The following is a 21,889-nucleotide window of genomic DNA, read 5'->3' on the forward strand; positions in this document are numbered from 1 at the left end:
ATTTTACCATAAAAATGCAATTAATAACGTTTAATAAGAGTCTGCTGAGTTTTCAGTATTAGGATTTGTTTAATCTAGGGGCGATTTAGTTAAAGCCCGGGAGCTATCATCTGGTGCTAAGTAAAAATTGAGCAACGCTCACACCTATTTAAAGTAAACAAACCATAGCGCTGTCTTAGCTAAAAAAAGGAGGGCTGCACATTTAGCCGCAAAGATAAACAGACCTTGTTACATCAAAATGACGAATGGACGTTAAGCGCTAATAAAAACACCACTGTAAGTGCTTAAACTCGCATTTTAATGCGTGTTGCGTATAATAACGGGTAATTAAGTTATAGTAGAGATTAGCAATGAGAACATGTGGTGTAGAAATTACCGGTAGTGATGTACTACTTTGTATTTTAAGTAAAGATAATGACGTTTTTGATATTCGTGATGTACGCCAAACACGCTTTACCTTAGGTAACGGTAACGACACTGAAGTAATGCGTAAGTTTCAGTTTGATTTTGCCAAGTTAATGCAAGATTACCAAATTGATTCGGTTGCCATTCGCGAACGCCAACCTAAAGGTAAGTTTGCTGGCAGCGCTAAAGGATTCAAAATGGAAACCGCTATTCAGTTAATCGATAATCTCGATGTACGCGTGTTTTCAACCACCGAAATAAAAGAACAAGTAAAACGTAATCCAATCCCCATCGCGTTTGAAGACACCGGTCTGAAAAAGTATCAAGAAAATGCATTTGTTAATGCTTACGTTTACATCATGAAAAAAACGTATCGCAGCGACGAAATGTAAATTAATTACACCCTCATAAAAACGCGTATTCGCTAGAGAGTACGCGTTTTTTTTGTTTAAATTCTATATAAAAACAGTAATACCAATTCGCTTAACTAAGTGATCTAATTTGAGGGAGGAAAATCGTGTCGATATCAAGGCAAAAATTTCGTTAGTTAGTTGTTCTAAATGAGAAATTTTTAACACAGCTAGCGTCTGATTTGCCCCCTCAAAATGATTTAGTATTATTGCGGGTTGGTATAATACATTAGTCTAACCCCCTTTCCTTTGTCGACAATTCGTGTTTATTTAAGCAGCAGGCCTCCCAAAAATAAAAACATGGAGTATGTCATGAAAGCGACACAAAAAGTGATAAAAGAAGTAGAGCAAATAAACACTATACCGCTATCAAACAGCTATTTTAAAGGAATTCAGAGCACACCATTAGTAGAACAAACCATAGGCGATTACTTTGACACCATTGTCGACAATAACCCAGACGCTCTGGCCGTAGTCGTTGCCCATCAAAATATACGTTTAAGCTATAAGCAATTTCAACAGCAGATTAATCAACTTGCTATGGGGTTACTGGCTTTAGGGGTAAAACCTGGTGAACGGGTCGGTATTTGGTCACCGAACAATATACAGTGGTGCTTAACACAATTTGCCACCGCTAAAATAGGTGCCATTATGGTATGCATTAACCCAGCGTATCGTCCAAGTGAACTGCAGTATGCACTAAACAGTGTGGAATGCTCTACGCTTATTACCGCCACTGAATTTAAAGGCAGCCACTATATTAATATGCTGCAAAGTTTAGCACCTGAGCTTAGCCGTTGTAACAAAGGTGAGTTAACCGCAGCCAAATTACCCACCTTAAAAAATGTAATTTGTATTGGTGATGAACCCGTCGATGGTATGTTCTCATTTAATGAGGTTATGAGCATGCCCACCGATGCACATAAATTAGAACTTCAAGCGGTGGCTAAAACCCTCAATTGCAATCAAGATATCAATATTCAATTTACTTCTGGCACCACCGGAAACCCTAAAGGGGCTACGTTGACACATAAAAATATATTGAATAATGCGCTTTTAGTCGCACAAGCTATGCACTTTACTGAATATGATAAGCTCTGTATCCCTGTACCGCTTTATCACTGCTTTGGCATGGTTTTAGGCAGCTTATTGTGCGTAAGTAAAGGCGCTGCAGCTATTTATCCAAGTGATTCTTTCGATCCAAAAACCACATTGGAGGTGGTACAACAAGAAAAATGCACCGGCCTTCATGGTGTACCCACTATGTTTATAAGCGAATTAGAGCTTAATAACTTTAGTGATTACGACTTAAGTACATTACGAACCGGTGTTATGGCAGGCTCAACCTGCCCCGAACAAGTTATGCGTAAAGTACAAACACTCATGAATATGAACCAAGTCGTTATAGCCTATGGACAAACAGAGTGTAGCCCAATCAACAACATCACTGAAACCGACTCATCAATTGAGCGTCAAGTCACCACAGTAGGACGAGCGCTTGCACACACTGAAGTAAAAATTATTGATGAAGTGGGTGAAGTTCAAAAAATAGGCCAACCCGGTGAAGTTTGTAGCCGTGGTGCCGGCATTATGCGCTGCTATTGGAACGATGAAGAAAAAACCAAAGCCACTATCGACAATGAAGGCTGGCTGCACTCGGGCGATTTAGGGGTAATGGACAGCGAAGGCTTTGTCAGCATTGTTGGCAGAATTAAAGACATGATTATTCGTGGTGGTGAAAACATTTATCCGCGTGAAATTGAAGAAGTGCTTTACACCTACCCGGGTATACAAGACGCCTCTATTTTTGGCATTAGTGATGAAAAATTCGGTGAAGAAGTCTGTGCTTGGATCCAACCCAAAGAAGGTGAAGTGCTTGATGAGCAAGCAATTCGTCTGTTTTTAAAGGACAAACTCGCCTACTTTAAACAACCTAAATACATTCGCTTTGTTGAAAATTACCCGATGACGGTAACCGGCAAATTGCAAAAATTTAAAATGCGCGAACAAATGCAAGAAGAGCTCGCCGAATCTGCATTTTCGTAATCCGATTAAATGCAAAGCACTATCAGCTTAGTGCTTTGCATTGTCTTACTCAATTTCAGGTTGTTTAGGGTCAACAAAATCGGTAATACTGATATTTCGTCCTGCATTTTTAGCTTTATAAACCCCTACATCAGCTGTTGCCAACAATGATTTAATTGAAGGTCTGTATGTCGTGTTTTGATCAATTACAATACCGGCAGAGACAGTAATACGGTTAAAGGGTGAATACTGATGTGCAATCGGATCGTCTGCGAAGCGTTTAGGTAAGTCATTCAACCAGTCTAGCTCATTCGCTTGCAATGTTTTTACCAATATGAATTCTTCACCGCCAAAACGCACCACAATATCAGCATCACAATGTTTTAGGCGGTTTGCGACTGCTACTAATACGTTATCTCCCTCTAAGTGGCCGTAGTTATCGTTATAATTTTTAAAATAGTCGACATCAATCATGGCTAACCCTAAATATTGTGATGGCGCTAACTTGTTAATTAATGCTTTACAGCGTCTATCAAAACTATGCCGATTATGCATACCTGTTAATTGATCGGTATTGGCTTTTTCAGTTTCAAATAATTCCGCTTTATATTGCTTTCTTAACAGGGAATCTAGTTGGTATTGCACTATGGCCAATACAATAACTATGCTGAAATAAAAATGAAGTGTCCACGCAATAGAAGTAGAAGAAAAAAGCTCAATAAATATCTAGGTAATACCAATTATTGACCATAATATCCGTTTATGCCCTAAGTGCAGCATCGGTATGGCTATAAATGCAGCTGCTACAAGCATAGGCCCTCCCTCTCTCAACTCACCGTAACGCTGAACATATACCCAGAAGAAATAACTAAATAAAAAACAAAATAAAACCGCATAACTAAAAAAGCGCAAATGTAAGTACTCTGAACTTAGTGTTTTATTTATAATAATGAGAATTATCGATAACAACACCATGACTAGACGTAAAATTGTTATGGTTGAATTGGCAGGCTCTTGTTGATTAAACCAAAACATAAAAAATAAAAGACAATAAAAACAGTGTTACGAGGTAGAGTGATGCATCAGCAAGACGCATTGAGCTTTTATTAAGTTGATTTTGGAAGTCGTGCTCTGTCGCACTTGAAAAATAAAAACTTGCGGGAATAAGACGCACCTGCACTCTCCTTAATAAGCTCACTGATCCTTATCCACACTATAGTTTATTGTTATTAATTAGCGAGTTAAATTTACCTTATTAAATAATATTAAACATTATTTTTGCTATACCCTGAACAATCCCTATTCAGGATATAACGAATAAAAGTAGAGAGTTAATTAAATAGCAGAGGCGCTACTATACAACGCCTTGTTCAATCATTGCATCGGCTACCCGTCTAAATCCCGCAATGTTAGCGCCTAGTAGTAGGTTGCCGGCTTGATCAAATTCTTTTGCGGTATCGCTTGCTGTTGTGAAAATATCTTTCATTATTTGCTTGAGCTTTTCATCAACTTCTTCAAACGTCCAGCTTTGCATACTGGCATTTTGCGCCATTTCTAGTTGGCTGGTTGCCACCCCACCTGCATTCGCTGCTTTGCCAGGGCCATAAGCTATTTTTGCTTCAATAAAGCAGTCAATCGCCTCTTTGGTTGAGGGCATATTGGCTCCTTCACTAACTAAAATACAACCATTTTCAAGTAGTGCTTTTGCATCAGCTTGGGTTAATTCATTTTGTGTGGCACAAGGAAAAGCCGCATCCGCACTGTAACGCCATACAGCATGACCATCCTGAGGGTACTCATCGCGGGGCGTATACTTTGCCTGAGGATGAGTATCTAAGTAGTCACTTAAACACCCTCTTGATTGCTCTTTGAGCTGTTTTATCAGCTTTAAATCAATACCATTCTCATCGTACAAAGTGCCTTTTGAGTCACTACAGGTAATTGGTGTTGCACCAAGTTGATATAACTTTTCCATGGCATAAATAGCCACATTGCCTGAGCCTGAAATTAAACAGCGTTTTCCTGATAAGCTGTCATCACGATCTTCAAGCATATAGTTAGCAAAATAAACTGCGCCATAACCCGTTGCTTCTTTGCGAGCAAGCGATCCGCCCCAAAGTAAGCTTTTACCGGTTAGTACACCTTCATAGCGCCCTGTTAAGCGTTTGTATTGGCCAAACATATAACCAATTTCTCTTGCCCCTACGCCAATATCCCCTGCAGGTACATCGGTTGTAGGACCAATGTGGCGATATAACTCGGTCATAAACGATTGGCAAAAACGCATTATCTCGCCATCAGAGCGTCCTTTAGGATCAAAGTTCGCACCGCCTTTTCCACCGCCTATAGGCAAACCAGTCAGTGCATTTTTAAAAATTTGTTCAAAGCCTAAAAATTTTATGATGCTGGCATTTACACTTGGATGAAAACGTAAGCCGCCTTTGTAAGGGCCCAGCGCTGAATTAAATTCGATTCGGTAGCCTTTATTCACTTGAATATTGCCCTCATCATCAACCCAAGGCACGCGAAACATTAACTGGCGCTCTGGCTCTACCATTCTTTGAATAATTGCTTGTTGTTGGTAATGACTGGTTTGCGCAAATATAGGCTCTAGCGAGTCTAGCACTTCTTCCACTGCTTGATAAAACTCACATTGCGCAGGGCTCGTCTGCTTTAATTGCGCAATTGTTCTGTGTATATAATTCATATTTATTCTTCCATGTAGGTATTTTTTAATTTGAAATAGGAAAAATGATCAATGCTATTGCTAGTGAAGAAATTAATTATCCGATCATTATTTTTACACTTTAACATCATAGATAAACTGGATGCACGTGTTTGATGTTGAATTAAATTGTTGTTTCTTTTGTATAAAAACTCATTAAAAAAGAATTTATATGCTAAAAACAGCCGTTTGAATGAATAACATGTTAAAAGTATTAAAAAAATAGTAAAACAAAATACGACTCTACACTTTTACGAGAGCGACAAAATAAAATGCTTTATGAGACTGAAGTTGTAGAAGAATAGACGGATAATTGAGTAAATGTGGAGAGGTCAAAATGGAGGTTGTATTCAACCTCCATAAAATGCATTAAGCTTTTTCGCCATCTGGGCGAAAAGTACGCTGTACACCGGTTAAAAATAAACGCAAGATTTGATCGTTACACACACGGTAATGCTTGTTTTCAACTTTACGTGAAAATGCGCTTAGCTCATGTTTACTTAAATCAAAATCAACCAACGCCAAGGTCGCGATCACATCTTCTGCTTTCATATTTAAAGCAATACGTAGCTTCATAAAAATAATATTGTTGTTCAATTTACTTTCAGGCTCTGGCTGCTCACCTTCACGCTTGCCGCGCTTGGTATTTATAAAACCATTTAAAAATACCGCAAATTCAGTGTCACTTATTGGGGTATACCCAGGCTCGCCCTCTTTAGTTAACCATGCAATCACCTGCTCAGTGCTTACGCTCTGCGCTGCTGCGGCGAAAACATCAACCATAGCTGAATCTGTTAAATCAAAGGTGTAGCGAATACGGCGTAAAATATCGTTATTTGTCAAAGTAAATTCCAAGGTAAATAAGTGCTCAGCAAACAAACGCTGTTAAGTAGCGGCGCAGTTTATCAGAGTTACACTTAGTGCCCTATTAAATACTGTCTTTAATTACCCAATACTTTTGCCGGATCAACTCGTGTTGCTTGCCATGCTGGATACAGCGTCGCCAATATTGCAAGCACAAAGGTGGCAATAACAGTTAACACTATATCTTGCCAAACTAATTTACTGGGCAAAAATTCGATAAAGTACACACCTTCTAGCGGGTTTTCACCCAGTAACAAGCTCAGCCAAGTAAATAGCTCACTAATATTAATTGCTAAAATCACGCCAACAATTGAGCCTAAAAGTACACCCACAAATGCTTGGGTTAAGCCTTGCATGACAAAAGTAGCCAATATGGTACTGTCTTTGGCACCCATGGTTTTTAAAATAGCAATATTGCCTTCTTTTTCACGCACTTCCATTACCAGTGAAGACACAATATTGAAACTCGCCACCGCGATAATTAAAAACACCACAATATAAACAATCGTGCGCACCATTTGAATATCTTGATACAAGCTACCTTGCGTTCTAAGCCAACTCGAAATATACACATAATCGGTAATAGTCTGGCCAACACGAAGCGCTATTTGATGCGCCGAAAACACATTATCAACACGCAAGCGTAACCCTGTTACTTGGCTTTGATCGTAACCTAAGGTTTGTTGTGCTTTGTTAAGATGAATAAAAGCAGCGCTGCTGTCGATTGGTCCGCCCATTTCTATAATGCCCGCAAGCGTGAGGGTAACACGTTTTGGGGCGAGTATTGACCGGCCTTTTTCACTAATTTGCGGGATTAACAAGGTCACGTTATCACCTAATGCGATATTAAGTTGCTTAACAATTTGCTTGCCTAAAATAACATCATCACCTGTTAACTGGCTGACTAATTTACCTTGTGTAAATTGGTTGATGGCTGACACGTCACCTTCCAACGAAGGCTCAACACCTCGGATCTCAACCGCTTTTAATTGGCTTTTAAATTGCGCCATACCATTAACGGCAATAAATGGGGCTGCGCCTGTTACGTGTGGTTGCTGTTTTAACTTTTCGACTTTGCTAGGCCAATCGGCAATCGGCCTACTTGGGGCAACATATTCAACTTGCGGCACGACACTTAATAAACGATGAACCAATTGTTGTTCAAATCCATTAATCACCGATAACGCCACAATTAACACTGCAACACCAAGTAAAATACCGATAGTGGATGCTTTGGCTATAAAACTTACAAAGGCATTTTTTTCATCTTTATGGCCTGAATAGGCTCTAAAGCGTTTACTAATAAAGGCACTAAGCAACATGACTAGACTCTTTTATCGTTAGTTTACCATCATCTAAGTACGCTATTTTACCCAGCTTATCAGCCAGCTCTAAATCATGAGTAACCACCACAAAGCTGGTGTTTAAACTTTTATTTAGCTGATTAATTAAATCGTAAATTTTAATTGCATTTTGCTTATCTAAATTACCCGTTGGCTCATCAGCAAGCACCAGCGCAGGCTCTGTCACTAGAGCGCGTGCAATGGCAACACGCTGGCGTTCACCACCAGAAAGAGCCGATGGCTTATGGCTACTTCTATGTGCAAGGCCTACCTTATCTAGCATGTTAAGCGCTTTCTTATTGGCTTCTTTTGCGCTCAATCCTTTTATGAGTAATGGCATGGCAACGTTTTCAACTGCACTAAATTCCATTAATAAATGGTGGAATTGATAAATAAACCCTAAGTTTTTATTTCTGAAAGCCGCTTGCTGCGAGCGAGATAACTTAGCCACGTCTTGGTTTTTTATTTTTGCACTACCCGCACTGGCCGTGTCTAAGGTGCCTAAAATATGTAACAAGGTGCTTTTACCTGAACCTGAGCTGCCAACAATTGCCAGCATTTCACCTTGCGTTAGGGCTAAATCAACCCCTTTTAATACCTCAACCTGATTTTGCCCGTCTTGGTACACCTTACTTATTTTTTCACAACTAATTACTAAATCATTCATAACGTAATACCTCTGCTGGGTTTACTTTAGCGGCTTGGCGCGCTGGATATAAAGTCGCTAAAAAGCTCATTGCTAAGCTTAAAACGGCAATAACACTTAAACTAACCACATCAAATTTGACGGGGAGTGAAATTCCCGATAGTAAATTTAAACCAACCAAAGCCAGCAGTTCATTTATATATAAGCTTAATAAAATACCTAAAGAAGCACCCACGACTGTGCCAATTACCCCGTTATAGAGTCCTTGTACCATAAATACGGTTTGCACTTGGCTTGGTGTGAGTCCTAATGTTTGCAAAATTGCTACTTCACTTTGTTTTTCACTGACCATCATGGTCAGTGCCGATACAATATTAAATACCGCCACCAGCACAATTAAGCCAAGGAGCATAGACATGATGCGTTTTTCCATCGCAACGGCGGCAAATAAAGTGCCTTGACTGCTTCGCCAGTCGGTGAGTTTAAAGTCATTGAGTATGTGTTGGCTGTCTTGCATAAATTGGTCAAGTGCAAACGGCTCATGCAGTGACACGCTTAAATTAGGTACGGTATTGTTGCTAAGTTTTAAAATCCGTTGTAGTGATACGCCACTGGTAAATGCCAACCCCATGTCTATTTCGGAGCCAGTTTCATAGATAGCAGCAATTTTAAATAAACGTTGGCTTGGCATGCGCCCAAGTGGGGTGTACGTAGATGCGTTAGGCATAATTACACGTAACTTATCACCTAAGCCAACGCCAAGTTTGCGGCTTAAATAACGACTTATTGCAATATTATAATTATTGTTTAGTACATTTAGCCAATTGCCTTGCACTATTTTGTCGGTGATTTTATATAGCGAGCCGTTGTTGTCGTAAAGCCCTTGTAATAACACCCCGTGAAGATCTTTATTGGTTTGCAATATGGCTTCACCATGGCGATATAAACTAACATGATCAACATACGGTGATTGCTCAAGCGCAGATTTTAACGAATTCATTTGCGCTTTGGAGTGATCTTTGGCTTGCACTTCAACATGTGGAATAAGCCCCAACATATTTGATTTTAAACTACTCTCAAAGCCGTTCATTACACTACTGACCGTAAAAAGCGCCATTAAACCAATCGCTATACCTGCAATAGAAAAAAACGAAATGAACGAAATAAACGCATTGCCTTTAGAGGAGCGGCTATATCTGAGTCCGATAAATAGGCTAACAGGTTGAAACATATTAATTAAACATTAATGCCAAAAGTGTGGCTTATAGTAGCACGAACTCAGCGCAATTGAATATCACCATAAATGTAAGAAATAATTTATAAATCTGACACTTGACTATATTTTAAACAAGCCAGTAAACCCTGCTAAACTTTCAGCCCTGTTATTAAGTAATCAAGTAATACCCGTACATTAGTAGCCACAAATTGCCGTGACGGATATAGCCCCCACACGCCCTCTTGTTGTGGTTGGTATGCAGTTAATATAGGCACTAACTGACCGGATTTAATTTCATTTTCAATATAGTAATCAGGCAACTGAACAATACCCAAACCTTTTTTAGCGCCGTCAACCAGTGCCCAGCCGCTATTACAATGCAATCGCCCTGCGACCTTAATATGTTTATCACGATTATTTTCATTTACTCGCCAATAACTACTATTGCCAATTAAACATTGATGATTATTAAGCTCCCCCAAAGTGTGAGGCTCACCAAAACGCGCTAAATATGCAGGTGAAGCACACATAATAAATCGTCGCGAACTCAAGCGCCGCGCTTTTAAGCTTGAATCTTTTAAATGGCCTAGTCGAATGGCTAAATCAAAGCCCCCCTCTAATAAGTTTTCTTGCTCGTTAGAGAGCGTTGCGATTACTTCTACCTCAGGGTGATCATGCATAAATGAATGCACAATGGGCATAATAAAACTTTCACCATACATAACCGGTGCTGTTAATTTAATTTTACCTTTAGGTGAGGTTTGTACCGATGCTAAGCCTTGAGTGGCCTCGTCCATTGCGTGCTGTAAATGTTTAACTTGGTGTAAAAACTGCTCGCCCTCTTTGGTTAACACAACCTTTCGAGTGGTACGTGTTAATAATTGCGTATTTAACCGTTGTTCAAGCTTTGTAACATGGCGGCTAATATGAGCAACCGATAAACCTAACGTCTGTGCAGCTTGGGTAAAACTTCCCTCTTCGCCAACAGCAATAAACTCATCAATACCTTCCCAACGCATAATTATTACCATACTGTAAAAGTGTTTTATTAAATTGAAGATTATCATTATCTGAGAAACAAATACAATAACCTCATCACCCAAACAGTATGGGTCTATAATTCATATTCAAACCACTACAAAGGATATACACATGTCTGAATTTATAAAATCAAAAGCAGCGATTGCCTGGGGCCCTAATCAGCCTTTAAGCGTTGAAGAAGTTGATGTGATGATGCCTAAAAAAGGCGAAGTAATGGTAAAAATCACTGCCACTGGTGTTTGTCACACTGATGCTTTTACATTATCTGGTGAAGATCCAGAAGGTATTTTCCCTGCTATTTTAGGCCACGAAGGTGCTGGCGTCGTTTACGCTGTAGGTGAAGGCGTAACCAGTGTTGAGGTAGGCGATCATGTTATTCCACTTTACACTGCTGAATGTGGTGAATGTAAGATGTGTAAATCTGGTAAGACTAACTTGTGCTCTGCAGTACGTGAAACGCAAGGTAAAGGCCTAATGCCAGATGGCACTACACGCTTTTATAAAGATGGTGAGCCTATCTATCACTACATGGGTTGCTCAACATTCTCTGAGTACACCGTACTCCCAGAAATTTCACTTGCTAAAGTAAACAAAGAAGCATCACTTGAAGAAATTTGTTTACTTGGTTGTGGCGTAACCACAGGTATGGGTGCGGTAACAAATACAGCAAATGTTAAACCAGGTGATACTGTCGCTATTTTCGGCCTAGGTGGTATTGGTTTATCGGCTATTATTGGTGCAAAAATGGCGGGCGCGGGTCGCATTATTGGTGTTGATATCAACACCAGCAAGTTTGACTTAGCCACTAAGCTTGGTGCAACAGACCTAGTTAACCCTAAAGACTTCGACAAGCCAATTCAAGAAGTAATTGTTGATATGACCGACGGCGGTGTTGATTACTCATTTGAGTGTATTGGTAATGTTGATGTAATGCGCTCTGCACTTGAGTGTTGTCATAAGGGTTGGGGAGAGTCTGTGATTATTGGTGTAGCCGGTGCTGGCCAAGAAATTTCAACTCGTCCGTTCCAACTTGTTACTGGCCGTGTATGGCGTGGTAGCGCATTTGGTGGTGTTAAAGGTCGCTCACAACTTCCTGAAATTGTAGAGCGTTACATGGCGGGTGAATTTGCGCTAAACGATTTTATCACTCATACCATGAGCCTAGAAGAAATTAACGATGCCTTTGATTTAATGCATGAAGGTAAAAGTATTCGTACTGTAATTCATTACTAATACGCTCATTTCACTTAATTACCATCACAAGCCGTTGCTATTAAGTAACGGCTTTTAAGGATTGTTATGTTAGAAAATATTTCAACAGCTAAAGTGGCTGGCGGATGGCATAAGCAATACAGCCATAGCGCCTCAAGCACTCATTGCACTATGCGTTTTGCAGTGTTTTTACCGCCAGGCGCCAGTGAAACCAATAAGGTGCCGGTACTGTACTGGTTATCAGGTTTAACCTGTACCGATGAAAACTTTATGCAAAAAGCAGGCGCATTTAAAAAAGCATCGGAGCTAGGTATCGCCATTGTAGCGCCAGATACGAGCCCACGTGGTGATAACGTGCCAAACGAAGACAGCTATGATTTTGCACAAGGTGCTGGGTTTTACCTTAATGCTACAAAAGCGCCCTACAACACCCATTTTAATATGTATGATTACGTTGTTAATGAGTTACCCGCACTAATTGAGCAACACTTTCCTGTTACAGATAAAAAAGCAATTAGTGGTCATTCAATGGGCGGGCATGGCGCATTGATGATTGCACTTAAAAACCCACATTCGTACGCCAGCGCTTCGGCATTTAGTCCTATTGTTAATCCTATGGCGTGTCCGTGGGGTGTAAAAGCATTTACAGGCTACTTAGGTGACGACAAAACAACGTGGGCACACTACGATACTTGCGAATTAATGCAACAAGCCGAGCAAGCAAACTATTTACCTATGCTGGTAAGCCAAGGTGATGCTGATAACTTTTTAGAAGAGCAGCTTAAGCCGCAAAACTTGGTCGATATCGCTGATAAAAAAGCGTATCCGTTGCAGCTCGAAATGCACGCTGGCTACGATCATAGTTACTTTTTTATTAGTAGCTTTATAGACCAACACTTATTATTTCATCATCAGTTTTTAGCGGCTTAGATTCATTACTGTGTAGAGTAGATTTATCTACTTCTACACATTCTTTTAAGACCTTAGTAACCTGCCTACATTTTTTAATCACACCGTCATCTCCTTTTATAAATTCAATTATGGCTTTATCAGTTTCGTAACCAAGCTTGCTAAAACTAAAACTATCTTTATCCTTTACAAAACTGTTAGTGCTATTGATGTTTGACTTGGATCTCGCCGTTTCATCCAAAAATATACCCATAACTGTACAACCACTTAATACATTATTTGAAAAGATAATAATTAATAAAATGCGCATGTAAACTCTCGTTGCAAATGAGCCAAATTATATACGACTTAAAAAGGAGTGTTGTAAAAATATGTAAGCCCCACAATTTTACCTAATAGAGTTTGCTTGTGTGGTACGCAGCTGAAATTCATTGCTGGGTAAAAACGCACTTTATTGTGTAAATATTGCTAACGCCACTCATCCCCCTCGATAAAAAAAAGGTAACACAATGATTTTATTTAAATTAATACCTTGGTTCAATTTTTGCTACTTATTTAGAATTTATCCGTGGAAATAGCAATGGAAATTGATCTACAGTGGAGTGACATTATTGATAATTTGATTCATCTTGGCATGGCGTATTTACTTGCCCTGCCAATGGCATATGATAGAGAGCGTAGCCATAATGGTGCAGGTCTAAGAACGTTTCCTTTAGTTGCCGTCGCATCATGTGGTTATGCACTGATTGCTATGTCAGTTTTAGAGGGCGCAGAGGCGCAATCTAAAATGTTACAAGGTATTATTACAGGTATTGGTTTTATTGGTGGTGGCGCTATTTTAAAAAATAACCAGTCTACATCTGGAACAGCAACAGCTGCGAGTATTTGGAATATGGGTTTAATTGGTATCGCTATTGCGTACAGCCGCTATGAAATAGCTATTTTGTTGGCAGTAATAAACTTCATAACGCTTAGGTATGTTAAAAAATTTAAATAATGAAAATTATAATTAATTGCTTAGCGCTGACGCGATCACCCTGTTAAATTCACCTTTTGATATAATATAACATATTATCAAGTTCATTTTTTTCATTCTTGTTAATTGTATTTTATGTCATTAGCTTTATCGCAAAGTCGCTTGCATCATATTGATCTATTACGCGGCATTATCATCATATTTATGGTGATAGATCACGGCATGTATTATTGTCTAAATTATTCAGTAACTGATCCCATGACCTTACCCGGAACAGATGCGCTTACTTTTTTCACACGCTTTATATCGCATTTTTGTGCGCCATTATTTGTATTTCTAGCAGGCCTCTCTGCCGCTATTACAGAGCATAAATACGCGTGTACTCGTCAGTTTGCTAACGCTTTAATAGTTCGAGGCTTAGTGCTTATTTTATTTGAGTTTACAATTGTATCATGGTCATGGAGTTTTAATCCTCTTTTCCCGATGTTATATGCTCAAGTAATTTGGGCGATTGGCTGGGGCTTTGTGGTGCTTGGCTTGCTTCGCTTAATAAGTATATACCCTGTATTTATAGCTGGGTTATTACTGGTATTTGGTCATAACTTATTAGATGCTTTCAACTCGATTTAAGATCTTGCTCAAAACCTCAATATTTGTCGATATTGTGTTGTTAAACCTTAGTGAAACTCCATTGGATTTAACTTCTCCGATAAGGATATCAATATTATTACTGTCATTTAGCTGCAAACGTGAACATAACCCCGCTTCTCTTTCGGATTCACTATGATTTGGGAATCTAACACCTAAAATATCAACTTCTGAGCTAATCCTGCCATTAATATCATGATGAACAATAAAACCATCAGAAAAGTATCCGTTTAATCGTAAGTAAAGTTTTACTAGCCGCTCTTGAAGCTGTGATCTTTCTTTATCTGTTAATATTCTTATTAACTTTTGAGTTTTAACAGCTTGTTGAACACCACTTTGGGGGTTATAACACCCCAAAACGGCGTATATTACATTGCTTAATAATTCCACTAAACAACTTCAATTTAAACAATTAATTACGTAGGCTGTAAAACACCTCTTGTTAAATACACCAAAGCGACTTTAAATAATGTTATTGGACAAAACACCTCAACTGCATAAATAAACAGTATCGATAAACATGCCATTTTTCGCTTATAAAACACTCAACTCATTGGCTAGTGATTTAGCTAGGTGGTTATAATTTTTGCTGTTGTATATTATGATGAGCTCACACCCTGCCTTTTTAAATCCATTAAGGTTTTTTCAGTCATTTTATTAAGGATTATCTCGTGTCTAGCTATAACGAATCCCCAGAGCAAATTGCACAAGCCACTGAGGGCTATGTGATGCAGCAAACTATGTTACGTATTAAAGATCCAAAACCGTCGCTGGCATTTTATGAAAACGTATTGGGCATGAAGTTGTTAGGTAAGTACGACTTTCCTGATATGGAATTTACCTTGTACTTTTTAGGCTACGAGCAAGATATGCCAAAAGGCGATGATAAACAAAAAACCCAGTGGGTGTTTCGCCGCCCTGCGCTGATTGAGCTTACCCATAACTGGGGCACTGAAAACGACGACAGCTTTAGCGGTTATCACAGCGGTAATGAAGAACCAAAAGGCTTTGGCCATATTGGTATTAGTGTACCCGATGTATACGCTGCCTGTGAGCGCTTTGCTAAGTACGATGTGGAGTTTGTAAAACAGCCAGATGACGGTTCTATGAAAGGCCTTGCCTTTATTAAAGACCCAGACGGTTACTGGATTGAAATACTCTCGCCGGAGGGCATTACTGACATTATTCAATCGCAATAAAAAACATTAAAAATAAAAAAGCCTGCAAATGCAGGCTTTTTGTTTACAAGTACTGTGAAAAACTTGAATTTTTTTAACGACGTAGTGCGTCTATACGTGCGTCAAGCGGCGGGTGAGATGAAAACAACTCAGCCATGCCTTTACCACTGGCAATACCGAAGGCCATCATTGAGCCTTCTAATTGCGATGGGTGGTTTTGCTTTAATCGCTCAAGGGCTGAACGCATTTTATCTGCGCCTACCAACTGAGCTGCGCCGCTATCGGCTGCAAATTCACGCTTACGGCTATAATGAGCAACCACTATGCTTGCCAGTACGCCAAATAATATTTGGAATAACATATCGAATAAGAAGTAAGTCCAGCTGCTGCCGCCCTCTTCTTCATCGCTATTGATGAAGTTGTCAACAATGCCAGCCAGTACTTTAGCGGCAAAAATAACAAAGGTATTCACAACACCTTGAATAAGCGTTAGCGTTACCATGTCGCCATTAGCCACATGCGATACCTCGTGCGCCAATACGGCTTCGGCTTGATCTTGGCTCATGTTATGTAATAAACCCGTACTTACCGCCACCAGCGAATTATTTTTACTCGGGCCCGTTGCAAACGCGTTCATTTCTGGGCTGTCGTAAATCGCCACTTCTGGCATGTTAATACCGGCTTTTTTAGCTTGAGCAGCCACAGTGTTTACCAGCCATTGTTCGGTTTCGGTACGAGGTTGGGTGATCACTTGCGCACCAGTTGATTTTTTGGCGATCCATTTCGACATAAATAACGAAATAAACGATCCACCAAAACCAAATACAGTCGCAATTAGTAAAATTCCGCCAAGGCTACGATGGCTTAAGCCCAGCGCACTCATTATTATTGAAAGCACCACACCTAATACCAACATAACCGCGAGGTTAGTTAATAAAAACAAAAATACACGTTTCATACGAGTTCTCCAAAAATAACATTTATTGCTGAGCGATTTACTATGTTTGATCGGCTTTGAGCAATCACTGCATTATGACACACTATGTCATAACGTCAGCGCTATTCTGTGACAAACTATGTCACAACACAAGGGTTATTTATGGATTTATCGATAATATTTCAAGCAGGGTTTTATAAATTTGTAATTTAGGGGTTTGCTCTGTGTATGGGCTAATGGCAAGCAGTGGAAATGGTAAACGTGTTTTCAGTGAATCTAGGTTTGCTTGGAATTCATCCATAGTGGCATCAACTTGGTTTGCAATCCACCCTACACAATTAATCCCTAAGCTTTGCATGTGTGCAGCAGTGAGTAAAGCATGATTTATACAGCCTAGTTTCATCCCTACCACTAATATTACTGGCAGTTGCTCTGCTTTTACCCAGTCGTATAAATACTCGTTATTATTAATTGGTAATGCCCAGCCGCCTGCACCTTCTGTTAATAGGTAATCGGCGCCTTGTTGCTTAACATGTTGATAAGCCATGCTGAGCTTTTCTACTGTTATGTTTATACCTGCTTGCTCTGCAGCAATGTGCGGAGCTATTGGCGGCGCAAATGCAAATGGGTTAATTATGTCGTATTTAGCACTGACTGTGGCACTTTCCATTAGCATTAGTGCATCGGCGTTCACAAGCTGCTCAAACGCCATTTCACACCCAGAGGCAATCGGCTTAAAACCTATTGCGCGCTTTTTATGTTGCGCGAGTAACTTTAACAGCAAACTGGTTACATGAGTTTTACCGGCGTCGGTATCGGTACCGGTAATAAAAAACTGGTTCATGGCATGGCCTTATTATTTTTACTGGGCTTTTTCTAATGATAACAATACTACATGGTAAGATACATGGGCTTTATTGTTTATAATCGGATAAGCATCACATACTTTTTGCAGCGCTGATTTAGTTAATAAACCACGACGACTTGTTGCATGATTTTGTGTGGTGGCACCAATGGCTTTAATCGATTTTATAGCCGCTAATGCATTGCTGTGCTGATCGGTATAAATGACTTTTTTTGAGGTGGTGATCTTAAACCCGGCATTTTCGACCGATTGGTTTATATTATTATGGCTTGCAAACTGATTAATATGATTATGTGAATCAAGCACTGCAAAGGCGGTTTTGATCTCGTTTAATGACCCTGCAACAACCGTACTAATATAGGCTTGTCCGCCTGGTTTTAATGCTTGATAAAGCGAGTGCATTAAGATTTCAAAATTAGTAGACCACTGCAAAGCAAAATTACTAAATAGCACATCAATACTGTTAGCTTGCAGCGGTAAATTATCCATGTCGGCGCACAGTTTTGGGGTGTTTAAATCACTGCTTTTTAGCATGTTAAAACTTAAATCTATGGCAACAACTTGGCCAAATAATGCCCTTAAAGCCTGAGTATTAACAAGCGGCCCTGCGCCTAGGTCAACACAGAGCCTTTTAGGGTTTGCTCTAATGAGTTTAAATAAATCATTTGCTGCTTGTTTTTGCACATTGGCATGCTGGCTGTAACTGTTTGCTGCTTTTGAAAAGTTATGCGCTGTGGTTTTTTTTAAAGCCTGAGTCGCTAAATACACTGTGGTGGGATTAAGTGGTTTAGTTTTAATTGCCTGCGGGCTTATCATGAAATGACCTTCTGTAAACTACCAACGAGTTGTTTTATATCGTCATGGGTGTGGGCTGCACTTAAGGTAATACGCAAACGCGAGGTATTGTGTAAAACAGTTGGCGGGCGAATAGCCGTTAGCCAAATGCACTGCTGCTTTAGTTGCTCACTGGCTTTTAACGTTTGCTCGGCGCAGCCTAAAACAATTGGTTGAATCGCGGTGTTAGAGTCCATTAGCGCAATGTGCTGCTCTTTTGCTAGGCGTTTAAACAGCGCAATATTAGCGTTTAATTTGGCTCGCTTGTCGTTGGCGCCTCTTATGCTCTTTATACGCGCTAAAGTATGTGAGGCAATAAACGGCGACATAGCAGTTGAGTAGGTATAATCACGATTAAACTGCAGCATGTAATCTATAAAATGCTGCGAACCTAATACGCACGCACCGCTACTAGCAACCGCTTTACCAAAGGTGATCACTAAGATATCGGGCAAGGTGCCGGCTGCAATTAAGGCTTCACAACTGCCAAGCCCCGATTTTCCTAAAGCACCAAAACCATGGGCATCGTCTATCATTAGCCAGGCGTTATGCTGCTTTGCTAAGGTTAATAGCGCTTTGATTGGCGCGGTATCACCATCCATGGAGAACACACCTTCAGATACAATGAGCTTATTTCGCGCTTTTGATTTTTCTAGCCGTGAGCGTAAATGGTTTATATCGTTATGGTTAAAGCGTATTAACGCGGCGTTGGCGTGTAATGCGCCATCAATTAAACTGGCATGATTGAGTTTATCTTGAAAAATCGCACTGTGTTGCGCTGTCGCTTTATCTTGAAATAGCGCTTTTATAACACTGCTATTAGCACTAAAGCCCGAATTAAACAGCATACCTGCCTCATAACCCAAAGCACTACATAAAGCTTGCTCAAGCGCTTGCTGTGGCTGTTGATAACCCGTCACTAGTGCTGAACTGTGGCTACCTAGTAATGGCGCGCTGGTTAATTCCACCGGCGAATCGCCAAACCCTAAATAATCGTTACTCGCAAAGTTAAGGTAGGTTTTATCATCAACCGTAATAGTGCGCGCTGTTGCGCTTTGTACTACATAGCGTTTACGCAAGAGCTGCTGTGCTTTGCGTTCATCTAAATGGGTGTTTATAAATTCAAATGACATAAATGCTTTAACCTTCAACGCAATACTTTAAACCATTAGCATAGTACTGAGCACTTTACGCTTCGTAAAACAATTCTGCGGTTGCTTTATCAGCCACTTGCGATGACAAAGACGCAGCAACGGCTTCATCTGAATAATCGTGGCGTGTTTCTGGGTTCATCCCGAGCTTTTTAATTAAATGCATGTCGGCATCGGCTTCTGGATTTTCGGTAGTAAGAAGTTTATCACCATAAAATATAGAGTTAGCACCAGCAAAAAAGCACATTGACTGCATTTGCTCATTCATTGCTGTGCGTCCTGCTGATAAACGTACGTAACTATGGGGCATCATAATACGTGCTGTGGCAATGGTACGAATAAACTCAAACTGATCTAAGTCATCAACGTTTTCAAGCGGTGTCCCTTTCACCTTTACTAGCATATTAATTGGCACGCTTTCGGGCTGCTGGGGTAAATTAGCTAACTGCATTAATAAGCCATAACGGTCGCTTGCTTGCTCACCCATACCGACAATACCGCCGGAGCATACTTTCATACCAGCGTCTCGCACATTGCCTATAGTATCAAGGCGGTCTTGAAAGGTACGAGTTGATATAATTTGCTCATAGTATTCAGGTGAAGTGTCGAGGTTGTGGTTATAGTAATCAAGCCCTGCACTGCGCAGTTCATGAGCTTTTTCGTTATTTAACATGCCTAAAGTCATACAGGTTTCAAGGCCAAGGGCTTTTACTTCTTTTACCATTTGCGAAATGTATGGCATGTCTCTGTCTTTTGGATCTGACCATGCAGCCCCCATACAAAAACGAGTGGCGCCTTTTTGTTTTGCTAACCGTGCTTGCTCTACCACTTTTTCTACTTCTATTAGGCGCTCGCGTTCTAAATCAGTTTTGTAATGCCCCGATTGCGGGCAATATTTACAGTCTTCTGGGCAGGCACCTGTTTTAATAGATAACAACGTAGAAATTTGTACTTCGTTTGGATTAAAATTAGCGCGATGCACAGAGGCGGCTTTAAATAATAAATCGTTAAATGGCATTTCAAATAAGGCTTTTACTTCCTGATGGGTCCAATCGTGTCGAACTGTTGCAAGCTCCATAATACTCTCTTTTATTTTTGCTCTTGGTGTTATTGGCTTAGAATACGTATTGCCGTACCATTGTCAACGAAGCCCACTTAGTTAAAGTTTACATATGAACAAAAAACAAACGATAGACCTTGATTTTGATCGTCAGCACATTTGGCACCCCTACACCTCAATGACTCAACCTATTCCGGTTTACCCCGTTACGCATGCAAATCACAACCTTATTTACTTAGAAACGGGGGAACAACTTATTGACGGTATGGCCTCATGGTGGAGTGCTATTCACGGCTATAACCATCCGGTTTTAAATGAAGCGATGCACGCCCAGATAGATAAAATGAGCCATGTAATGTTTGGTGGCATAACCCACCAGCCGGCAGTAGAGCTCTGTAAAAAGCTGGTAGCGATAACGCCAGAGGGATTAACAAAGGTGTTTTTAGCCGACAGTGGCTCAGTAAGTGTGGAAGTAGCGATAAAAATGGCGCTGCAATATTGGTTAAGCCAAGGGGTTACAACAAAACAAAAATTAATGACTCCGTTCAAAGGCTACCATGGCGATACGTTTGCAGCGATGAGTGTGTGCGATCCTATTAATTCTATGCATAATTTGTACGCTGGTTTTTTGCCTGAGCATATTTTTGTGCCTGCCCCTATTAGCCAATTTAATAGTGCGTTTAATCAAGCTGAGGCTGATGAACTCAAAAGCTATTTTTTAAAGTACCACCAGCACGTTGCCGCGTTTATTATTGAACCTATAGTGCAAAACGCCGGGGGAATGAATTTTTATCATCCTGAGTATTTAGCCTGTGTGCGTAAACTATGCACTCAATATAATGTGCTGCTTATTTGCGATGAAATTGCCACCGGATTTGGCCGCACCGGCAAATTGTTTGCTGTAGAGCATGCCAATATAGAGCCCGATATACTGTGTATAGGTAAAGCGCTGACTGGTGGCGCAATGACCCTTTCGGCAACCATAACTAGCGACAAAATAGCCACAGGGATCAGCGAAGGAGAAGCTGGGGTTTTGATGCACGGACCTACATTTATGGGAAATCCCCTTGCCTGCGCTGTTGCCTGCGCCAGTATTGATTTATTACTAAGCCAAAACTGGCAACACCGTATCAGCGAAATAAATACTCAATTACAGCAGCTGCATAAATGCCAAGCGCTCAGCGCCGTGGCGAATGTACGTACTTTAGGAGCTATTGGCGTAGTAGAGCTAACAGAAGAGGCTGGTAGCATTGATGTCGCTAAAATTCAGGCTTATTTTGTATCTCAAGGAGTATGGATACGCCCCTTTGGTAAGCTAATTTATCTAATGCCACCGTATATAAGTGACAAAAACAGTATTCGCGCTTTATGTGATGCTATTTATAACGCCATAAAAGGTAAACATTACGTATAGATAGGTTAACTATTATCAAGGATTACGTTA

Annotated in this window: 21 protein-coding genes and 1 pseudogene; 8 read left to right on the forward strand and 14 right to left on the reverse strand. The window is 40.2% G+C overall.

Annotation, left to right across the window (positions count from 1 at the left end; genetic code table 11):
* The first annotated feature begins 350 nt into the window (after positions 1-350).
* Both BG00_RS11820 and BG00_RS11825 read left to right on the forward strand, forming a co-directional pair.
* On the forward strand, positions 351-797 hold the full coding sequence (locus BG00_RS11820; protein ID WP_008110482.1) for a DUF3010 family protein: 447 nt from the start codon (positions 351-353) through the stop codon (positions 795-797).
* A 330-nt stretch (positions 798-1,127) separates the two neighbouring features.
* The gene (locus tag BG00_RS11825; protein ID WP_036982804.1) at positions 1,128-2,861 is read left to right on the forward strand and encodes an AMP-binding protein; all 1,734 of its coding nucleotides are present in this window, start codon (positions 1,128-1,130) and stop codon (positions 2,859-2,861) included.
* Positions 2,862-2,906: 45 nt separating this feature from the next.
* On the opposite strand, the gene BG00_RS18160 is transcribed toward BG00_RS11825, so the two are convergent.
* The 7 genes from BG00_RS18160 to BG00_RS11860 all read right to left on the reverse strand — a co-directional run bounded on the left by BG00_RS18160 (position 2,907) and on the right by BG00_RS11860 (position 10,656).
* Positions 2,907-3,485, reverse strand: coding sequence for a GGDEF domain-containing protein (locus BG00_RS18160; RefSeq protein ID WP_253861412.1), 579 nt, complete (start codon positions 3,483-3,485; stop codon positions 2,907-2,909).
* Positions 3,486-4,194: 709 nt separating this feature from the next.
* Entirely contained in the window at positions 4,195-5,547 is a 1,353-nt protein-coding gene (gdhA, locus tag BG00_RS11835; RefSeq protein ID WP_036982806.1) for an NADP-specific glutamate dehydrogenase, read from the reverse strand.
* Between the two features lie 387 nt (positions 5,548-5,934).
* Positions 5,935-6,408 (reverse strand): YehS family protein, encoded by a 474-nt coding sequence (locus BG00_RS11840; RefSeq protein ID WP_024601041.1) that lies wholly within the window; start codon positions 6,406-6,408, stop codon positions 5,935-5,937.
* A gap of 98 nt (positions 6,409-6,506) precedes the next feature.
* Positions 6,507-7,751 carry a lipoprotein-releasing ABC transporter permease subunit gene (locus BG00_RS11845; RefSeq protein ID WP_036982808.1) on the reverse strand — a complete coding sequence of 415 codons (1,245 nt, stop codon included), beginning with the start codon at positions 7,749-7,751 and terminating at the stop codon, positions 6,507-6,509.
* Positions 7,741-8,439, reverse strand: coding sequence for a lipoprotein-releasing ABC transporter ATP-binding protein LolD (lolD, locus tag BG00_RS11850; RefSeq protein WP_036982810.1), 699 nt, complete (start codon positions 8,437-8,439; stop codon positions 7,741-7,743). The genes BG00_RS11845 and lolD overlap by 11 nt, the downstream gene beginning before the upstream one ends.
* Positions 8,432-9,649 carry a lipoprotein-releasing ABC transporter permease subunit gene (locus tag BG00_RS11855; protein WP_036982811.1) on the reverse strand — a complete coding sequence of 406 codons (1,218 nt, stop codon included), beginning with the start codon at positions 9,647-9,649 and terminating at the stop codon, positions 8,432-8,434. The genes lolD and BG00_RS11855 overlap by 8 nt, the downstream gene beginning before the upstream one ends.
* A gap of 134 nt (positions 9,650-9,783) precedes the next feature.
* A complete protein-coding gene (locus BG00_RS11860) occupies positions 9,784-10,656 on the reverse strand; it encodes a LysR family transcriptional regulator (RefSeq protein ID WP_171034725.1) in 873 nt (290 codons plus the stop codon).
* Positions 10,657-10,786: 130 nt separating this feature from the next.
* On the opposite strand from BG00_RS11860, the gene BG00_RS11865 reads away from it, so the two are divergent.
* Together BG00_RS11865 and fghA are read left to right on the forward strand one after the other, a co-directional pair.
* The gene (locus BG00_RS11865; RefSeq protein WP_036982813.1) at positions 10,787-11,908 is read left to right on the forward strand and encodes an S-(hydroxymethyl)glutathione dehydrogenase/class III alcohol dehydrogenase; all 1,122 of its coding nucleotides are present in this window, start codon (positions 10,787-10,789) and stop codon (positions 11,906-11,908) included.
* Positions 11,909-11,974: 66 nt separating this feature from the next.
* On the forward strand, positions 11,975-12,817 hold the full coding sequence (fghA, locus tag BG00_RS11870; protein ID WP_036982814.1) for an S-formylglutathione hydrolase: 843 nt from the start codon (positions 11,975-11,977) through the stop codon (positions 12,815-12,817).
* Here fghA and BG00_RS11875 read toward each other — a convergent pair.
* Positions 12,771-13,106, reverse strand: a complete 336-nt coding sequence (locus BG00_RS11875; protein WP_036982815.1) for a hypothetical protein — start codon at positions 13,104-13,106, stop codon at positions 12,771-12,773. The genes fghA and BG00_RS11875 overlap by 47 nt on opposite strands.
* A gap of 270 nt (positions 13,107-13,376) precedes the next feature.
* Between BG00_RS11875 and BG00_RS11880 the strand changes: the two genes are divergently transcribed.
* Both BG00_RS11880 and BG00_RS11885 read left to right on the forward strand, forming a co-directional pair.
* On the forward strand, positions 13,377-13,793 hold the full coding sequence (locus BG00_RS11880; RefSeq protein WP_036982817.1) for an MgtC/SapB family protein: 417 nt from the start codon (positions 13,377-13,379) through the stop codon (positions 13,791-13,793).
* A 114-nt stretch (positions 13,794-13,907) separates the two neighbouring features.
* Positions 13,908-14,384, forward strand: a pseudogene (locus BG00_RS11885) (DUF1624 domain-containing protein); the annotation flags it as partial.
* Here BG00_RS11885 and BG00_RS11890 read toward each other — a convergent pair.
* A complete protein-coding gene (locus BG00_RS11890; protein ID WP_036982818.1) occupies positions 14,379-14,810 on the reverse strand; it encodes a hypothetical protein in 432 nt (143 codons plus the stop codon). The pseudogene BG00_RS11885 and the gene BG00_RS11890 sit on opposite strands and share 6 nt — an antisense overlap.
* A gap of 281 nt (positions 14,811-15,091) precedes the next feature.
* On the opposite strand from BG00_RS11890, the gene gloA reads away from it, so the two are divergent.
* Positions 15,092-15,619, forward strand: a complete 528-nt coding sequence (gene gloA / locus BG00_RS11895; RefSeq protein WP_036982819.1) for a lactoylglutathione lyase — start codon at positions 15,092-15,094, stop codon at positions 15,617-15,619.
* Positions 15,620-15,692: 73 nt separating this feature from the next.
* On the opposite strand, the gene htpX is transcribed toward gloA, so the two are convergent.
* The 5 genes from htpX to bioB all read right to left on the reverse strand — a co-directional run bounded on the left by htpX (position 15,693) and on the right by bioB (position 20,463).
* Complete coding sequence (htpX, locus tag BG00_RS11900) at positions 15,693-16,556, reverse strand: protease HtpX (protein WP_036956542.1); 864 nt, start codon at positions 16,554-16,556, stop codon at positions 15,693-15,695.
* Positions 16,557-16,695: 139 nt separating this feature from the next.
* Positions 16,696-17,379, reverse strand: a complete 684-nt coding sequence (gene bioD, locus BG00_RS11905; protein WP_036982820.1) for a dethiobiotin synthase — start codon at positions 17,377-17,379, stop codon at positions 16,696-16,698.
* A gap of 18 nt (positions 17,380-17,397) precedes the next feature.
* Complete coding sequence (locus BG00_RS11910; RefSeq protein WP_036982822.1) at positions 17,398-18,216, reverse strand: methyltransferase domain-containing protein; 819 nt, start codon at positions 18,214-18,216, stop codon at positions 17,398-17,400.
* Positions 18,213-19,367 (reverse strand): aminotransferase class I/II-fold pyridoxal phosphate-dependent enzyme, encoded by a 1,155-nt coding sequence (locus tag BG00_RS11915; protein WP_036982824.1) that lies wholly within the window; start codon positions 19,365-19,367, stop codon positions 18,213-18,215. The genes BG00_RS11910 and BG00_RS11915 overlap by 4 nt, the downstream gene beginning before the upstream one ends.
* Positions 19,368-19,422: 55 nt before the next feature.
* On the reverse strand, positions 19,423-20,463 hold the full coding sequence (gene bioB, locus BG00_RS11920) for a biotin synthase BioB (protein ID WP_036982826.1): 1,041 nt from the start codon (positions 20,461-20,463) through the stop codon (positions 19,423-19,425).
* A 94-nt stretch (positions 20,464-20,557) separates the two neighbouring features.
* Here bioB and bioA point away from each other — a divergent pair, with 94 nt between their 5' ends.
* Positions 20,558-21,859, forward strand: coding sequence for an adenosylmethionine--8-amino-7-oxononanoate transaminase (bioA, locus tag BG00_RS11925; protein ID WP_036982829.1), 1,302 nt, complete (start codon positions 20,558-20,560; stop codon positions 21,857-21,859).
* Positions 21,860-21,889 lie beyond the last annotated feature (30 nt).

It is taken from the genome of Pseudoalteromonas sp. SCSIO_11900 (assembly GCF_000576475.1).
Taxonomy (GTDB): Bacteria; Pseudomonadota; Gammaproteobacteria; order Enterobacterales; family Alteromonadaceae; genus Pseudoalteromonas; species Pseudoalteromonas tetraodonis.

Coding starts and splice junctions, on each gene's coding strand:
- BG00_RS11820 (WP_008110482.1), top strand. CDS start 351: ATGAGAACATGTGGTGTAGAAATTACCGGTAGTGATGTACTACTTTGT.
- BG00_RS11825 (WP_036982804.1), top strand. CDS start 1,128: ATGAAAGCGACACAAAAAGTGATAAAAGAAGTAGAGCAAATAAACACT.
- gdhA (WP_036982806.1), bottom strand. CDS start 5,547: ATGAATTATATACACAGAACAATTGCGCAATTAAAGCAGACGAGCCCT.
- BG00_RS11845 (WP_036982808.1), bottom strand. CDS start 7,751: ATGTTGCTTAGTGCCTTTATTAGTAAACGCTTTAGAGCCTATTCAGGC.
- lolD (WP_036982810.1), bottom strand. CDS start 8,439: ATGAATGATTTAGTAATTAGTTGTGAAAAAATAAGTAAGGTGTACCAA.
- BG00_RS11855 (WP_036982811.1), bottom strand. CDS start 9,649: ATGTTTCAACCTGTTAGCCTATTTATCGGACTCAGATATAGCCGCTCC.
- BG00_RS11865 (WP_036982813.1), top strand. CDS start 10,787: ATGTCTGAATTTATAAAATCAAAAGCAGCGATTGCCTGGGGCCCTAAT.
- fghA (WP_036982814.1), top strand. CDS start 11,975: ATGTTAGAAAATATTTCAACAGCTAAAGTGGCTGGCGGATGGCATAAG.
- BG00_RS11875 (WP_036982815.1), bottom strand. CDS start 13,106: ATGCGCATTTTATTAATTATTATCTTTTCAAATAATGTATTAAGTGGT.
- BG00_RS11880 (WP_036982817.1), top strand. CDS start 13,377: ATGGAAATTGATCTACAGTGGAGTGACATTATTGATAATTTGATTCAT.
- htpX (WP_036956542.1), bottom strand. CDS start 16,556: ATGAAACGTGTATTTTTGTTTTTATTAACTAACCTCGCGGTTATGTTG.
- bioD (WP_036982820.1), bottom strand. CDS start 17,379: ATGAACCAGTTTTTTATTACCGGTACCGATACCGACGCCGGTAAAACT.
- BG00_RS11910 (WP_036982822.1), bottom strand. CDS start 18,216: ATGATAAGCCCGCAGGCAATTAAAACTAAACCACTTAATCCCACCACA.
- BG00_RS11915 (WP_036982824.1), bottom strand. CDS start 19,367: ATGTCATTTGAATTTATAAACACCCATTTAGATGAACGCAAAGCACAG.
- bioB (WP_036982826.1), bottom strand. CDS start 20,463: ATGGAGCTTGCAACAGTTCGACACGATTGGACCCATCAGGAAGTAAAA.
- bioA (WP_036982829.1), top strand. CDS start 20,558: ATGAACAAAAAACAAACGATAGACCTTGATTTTGATCGTCAGCACATT.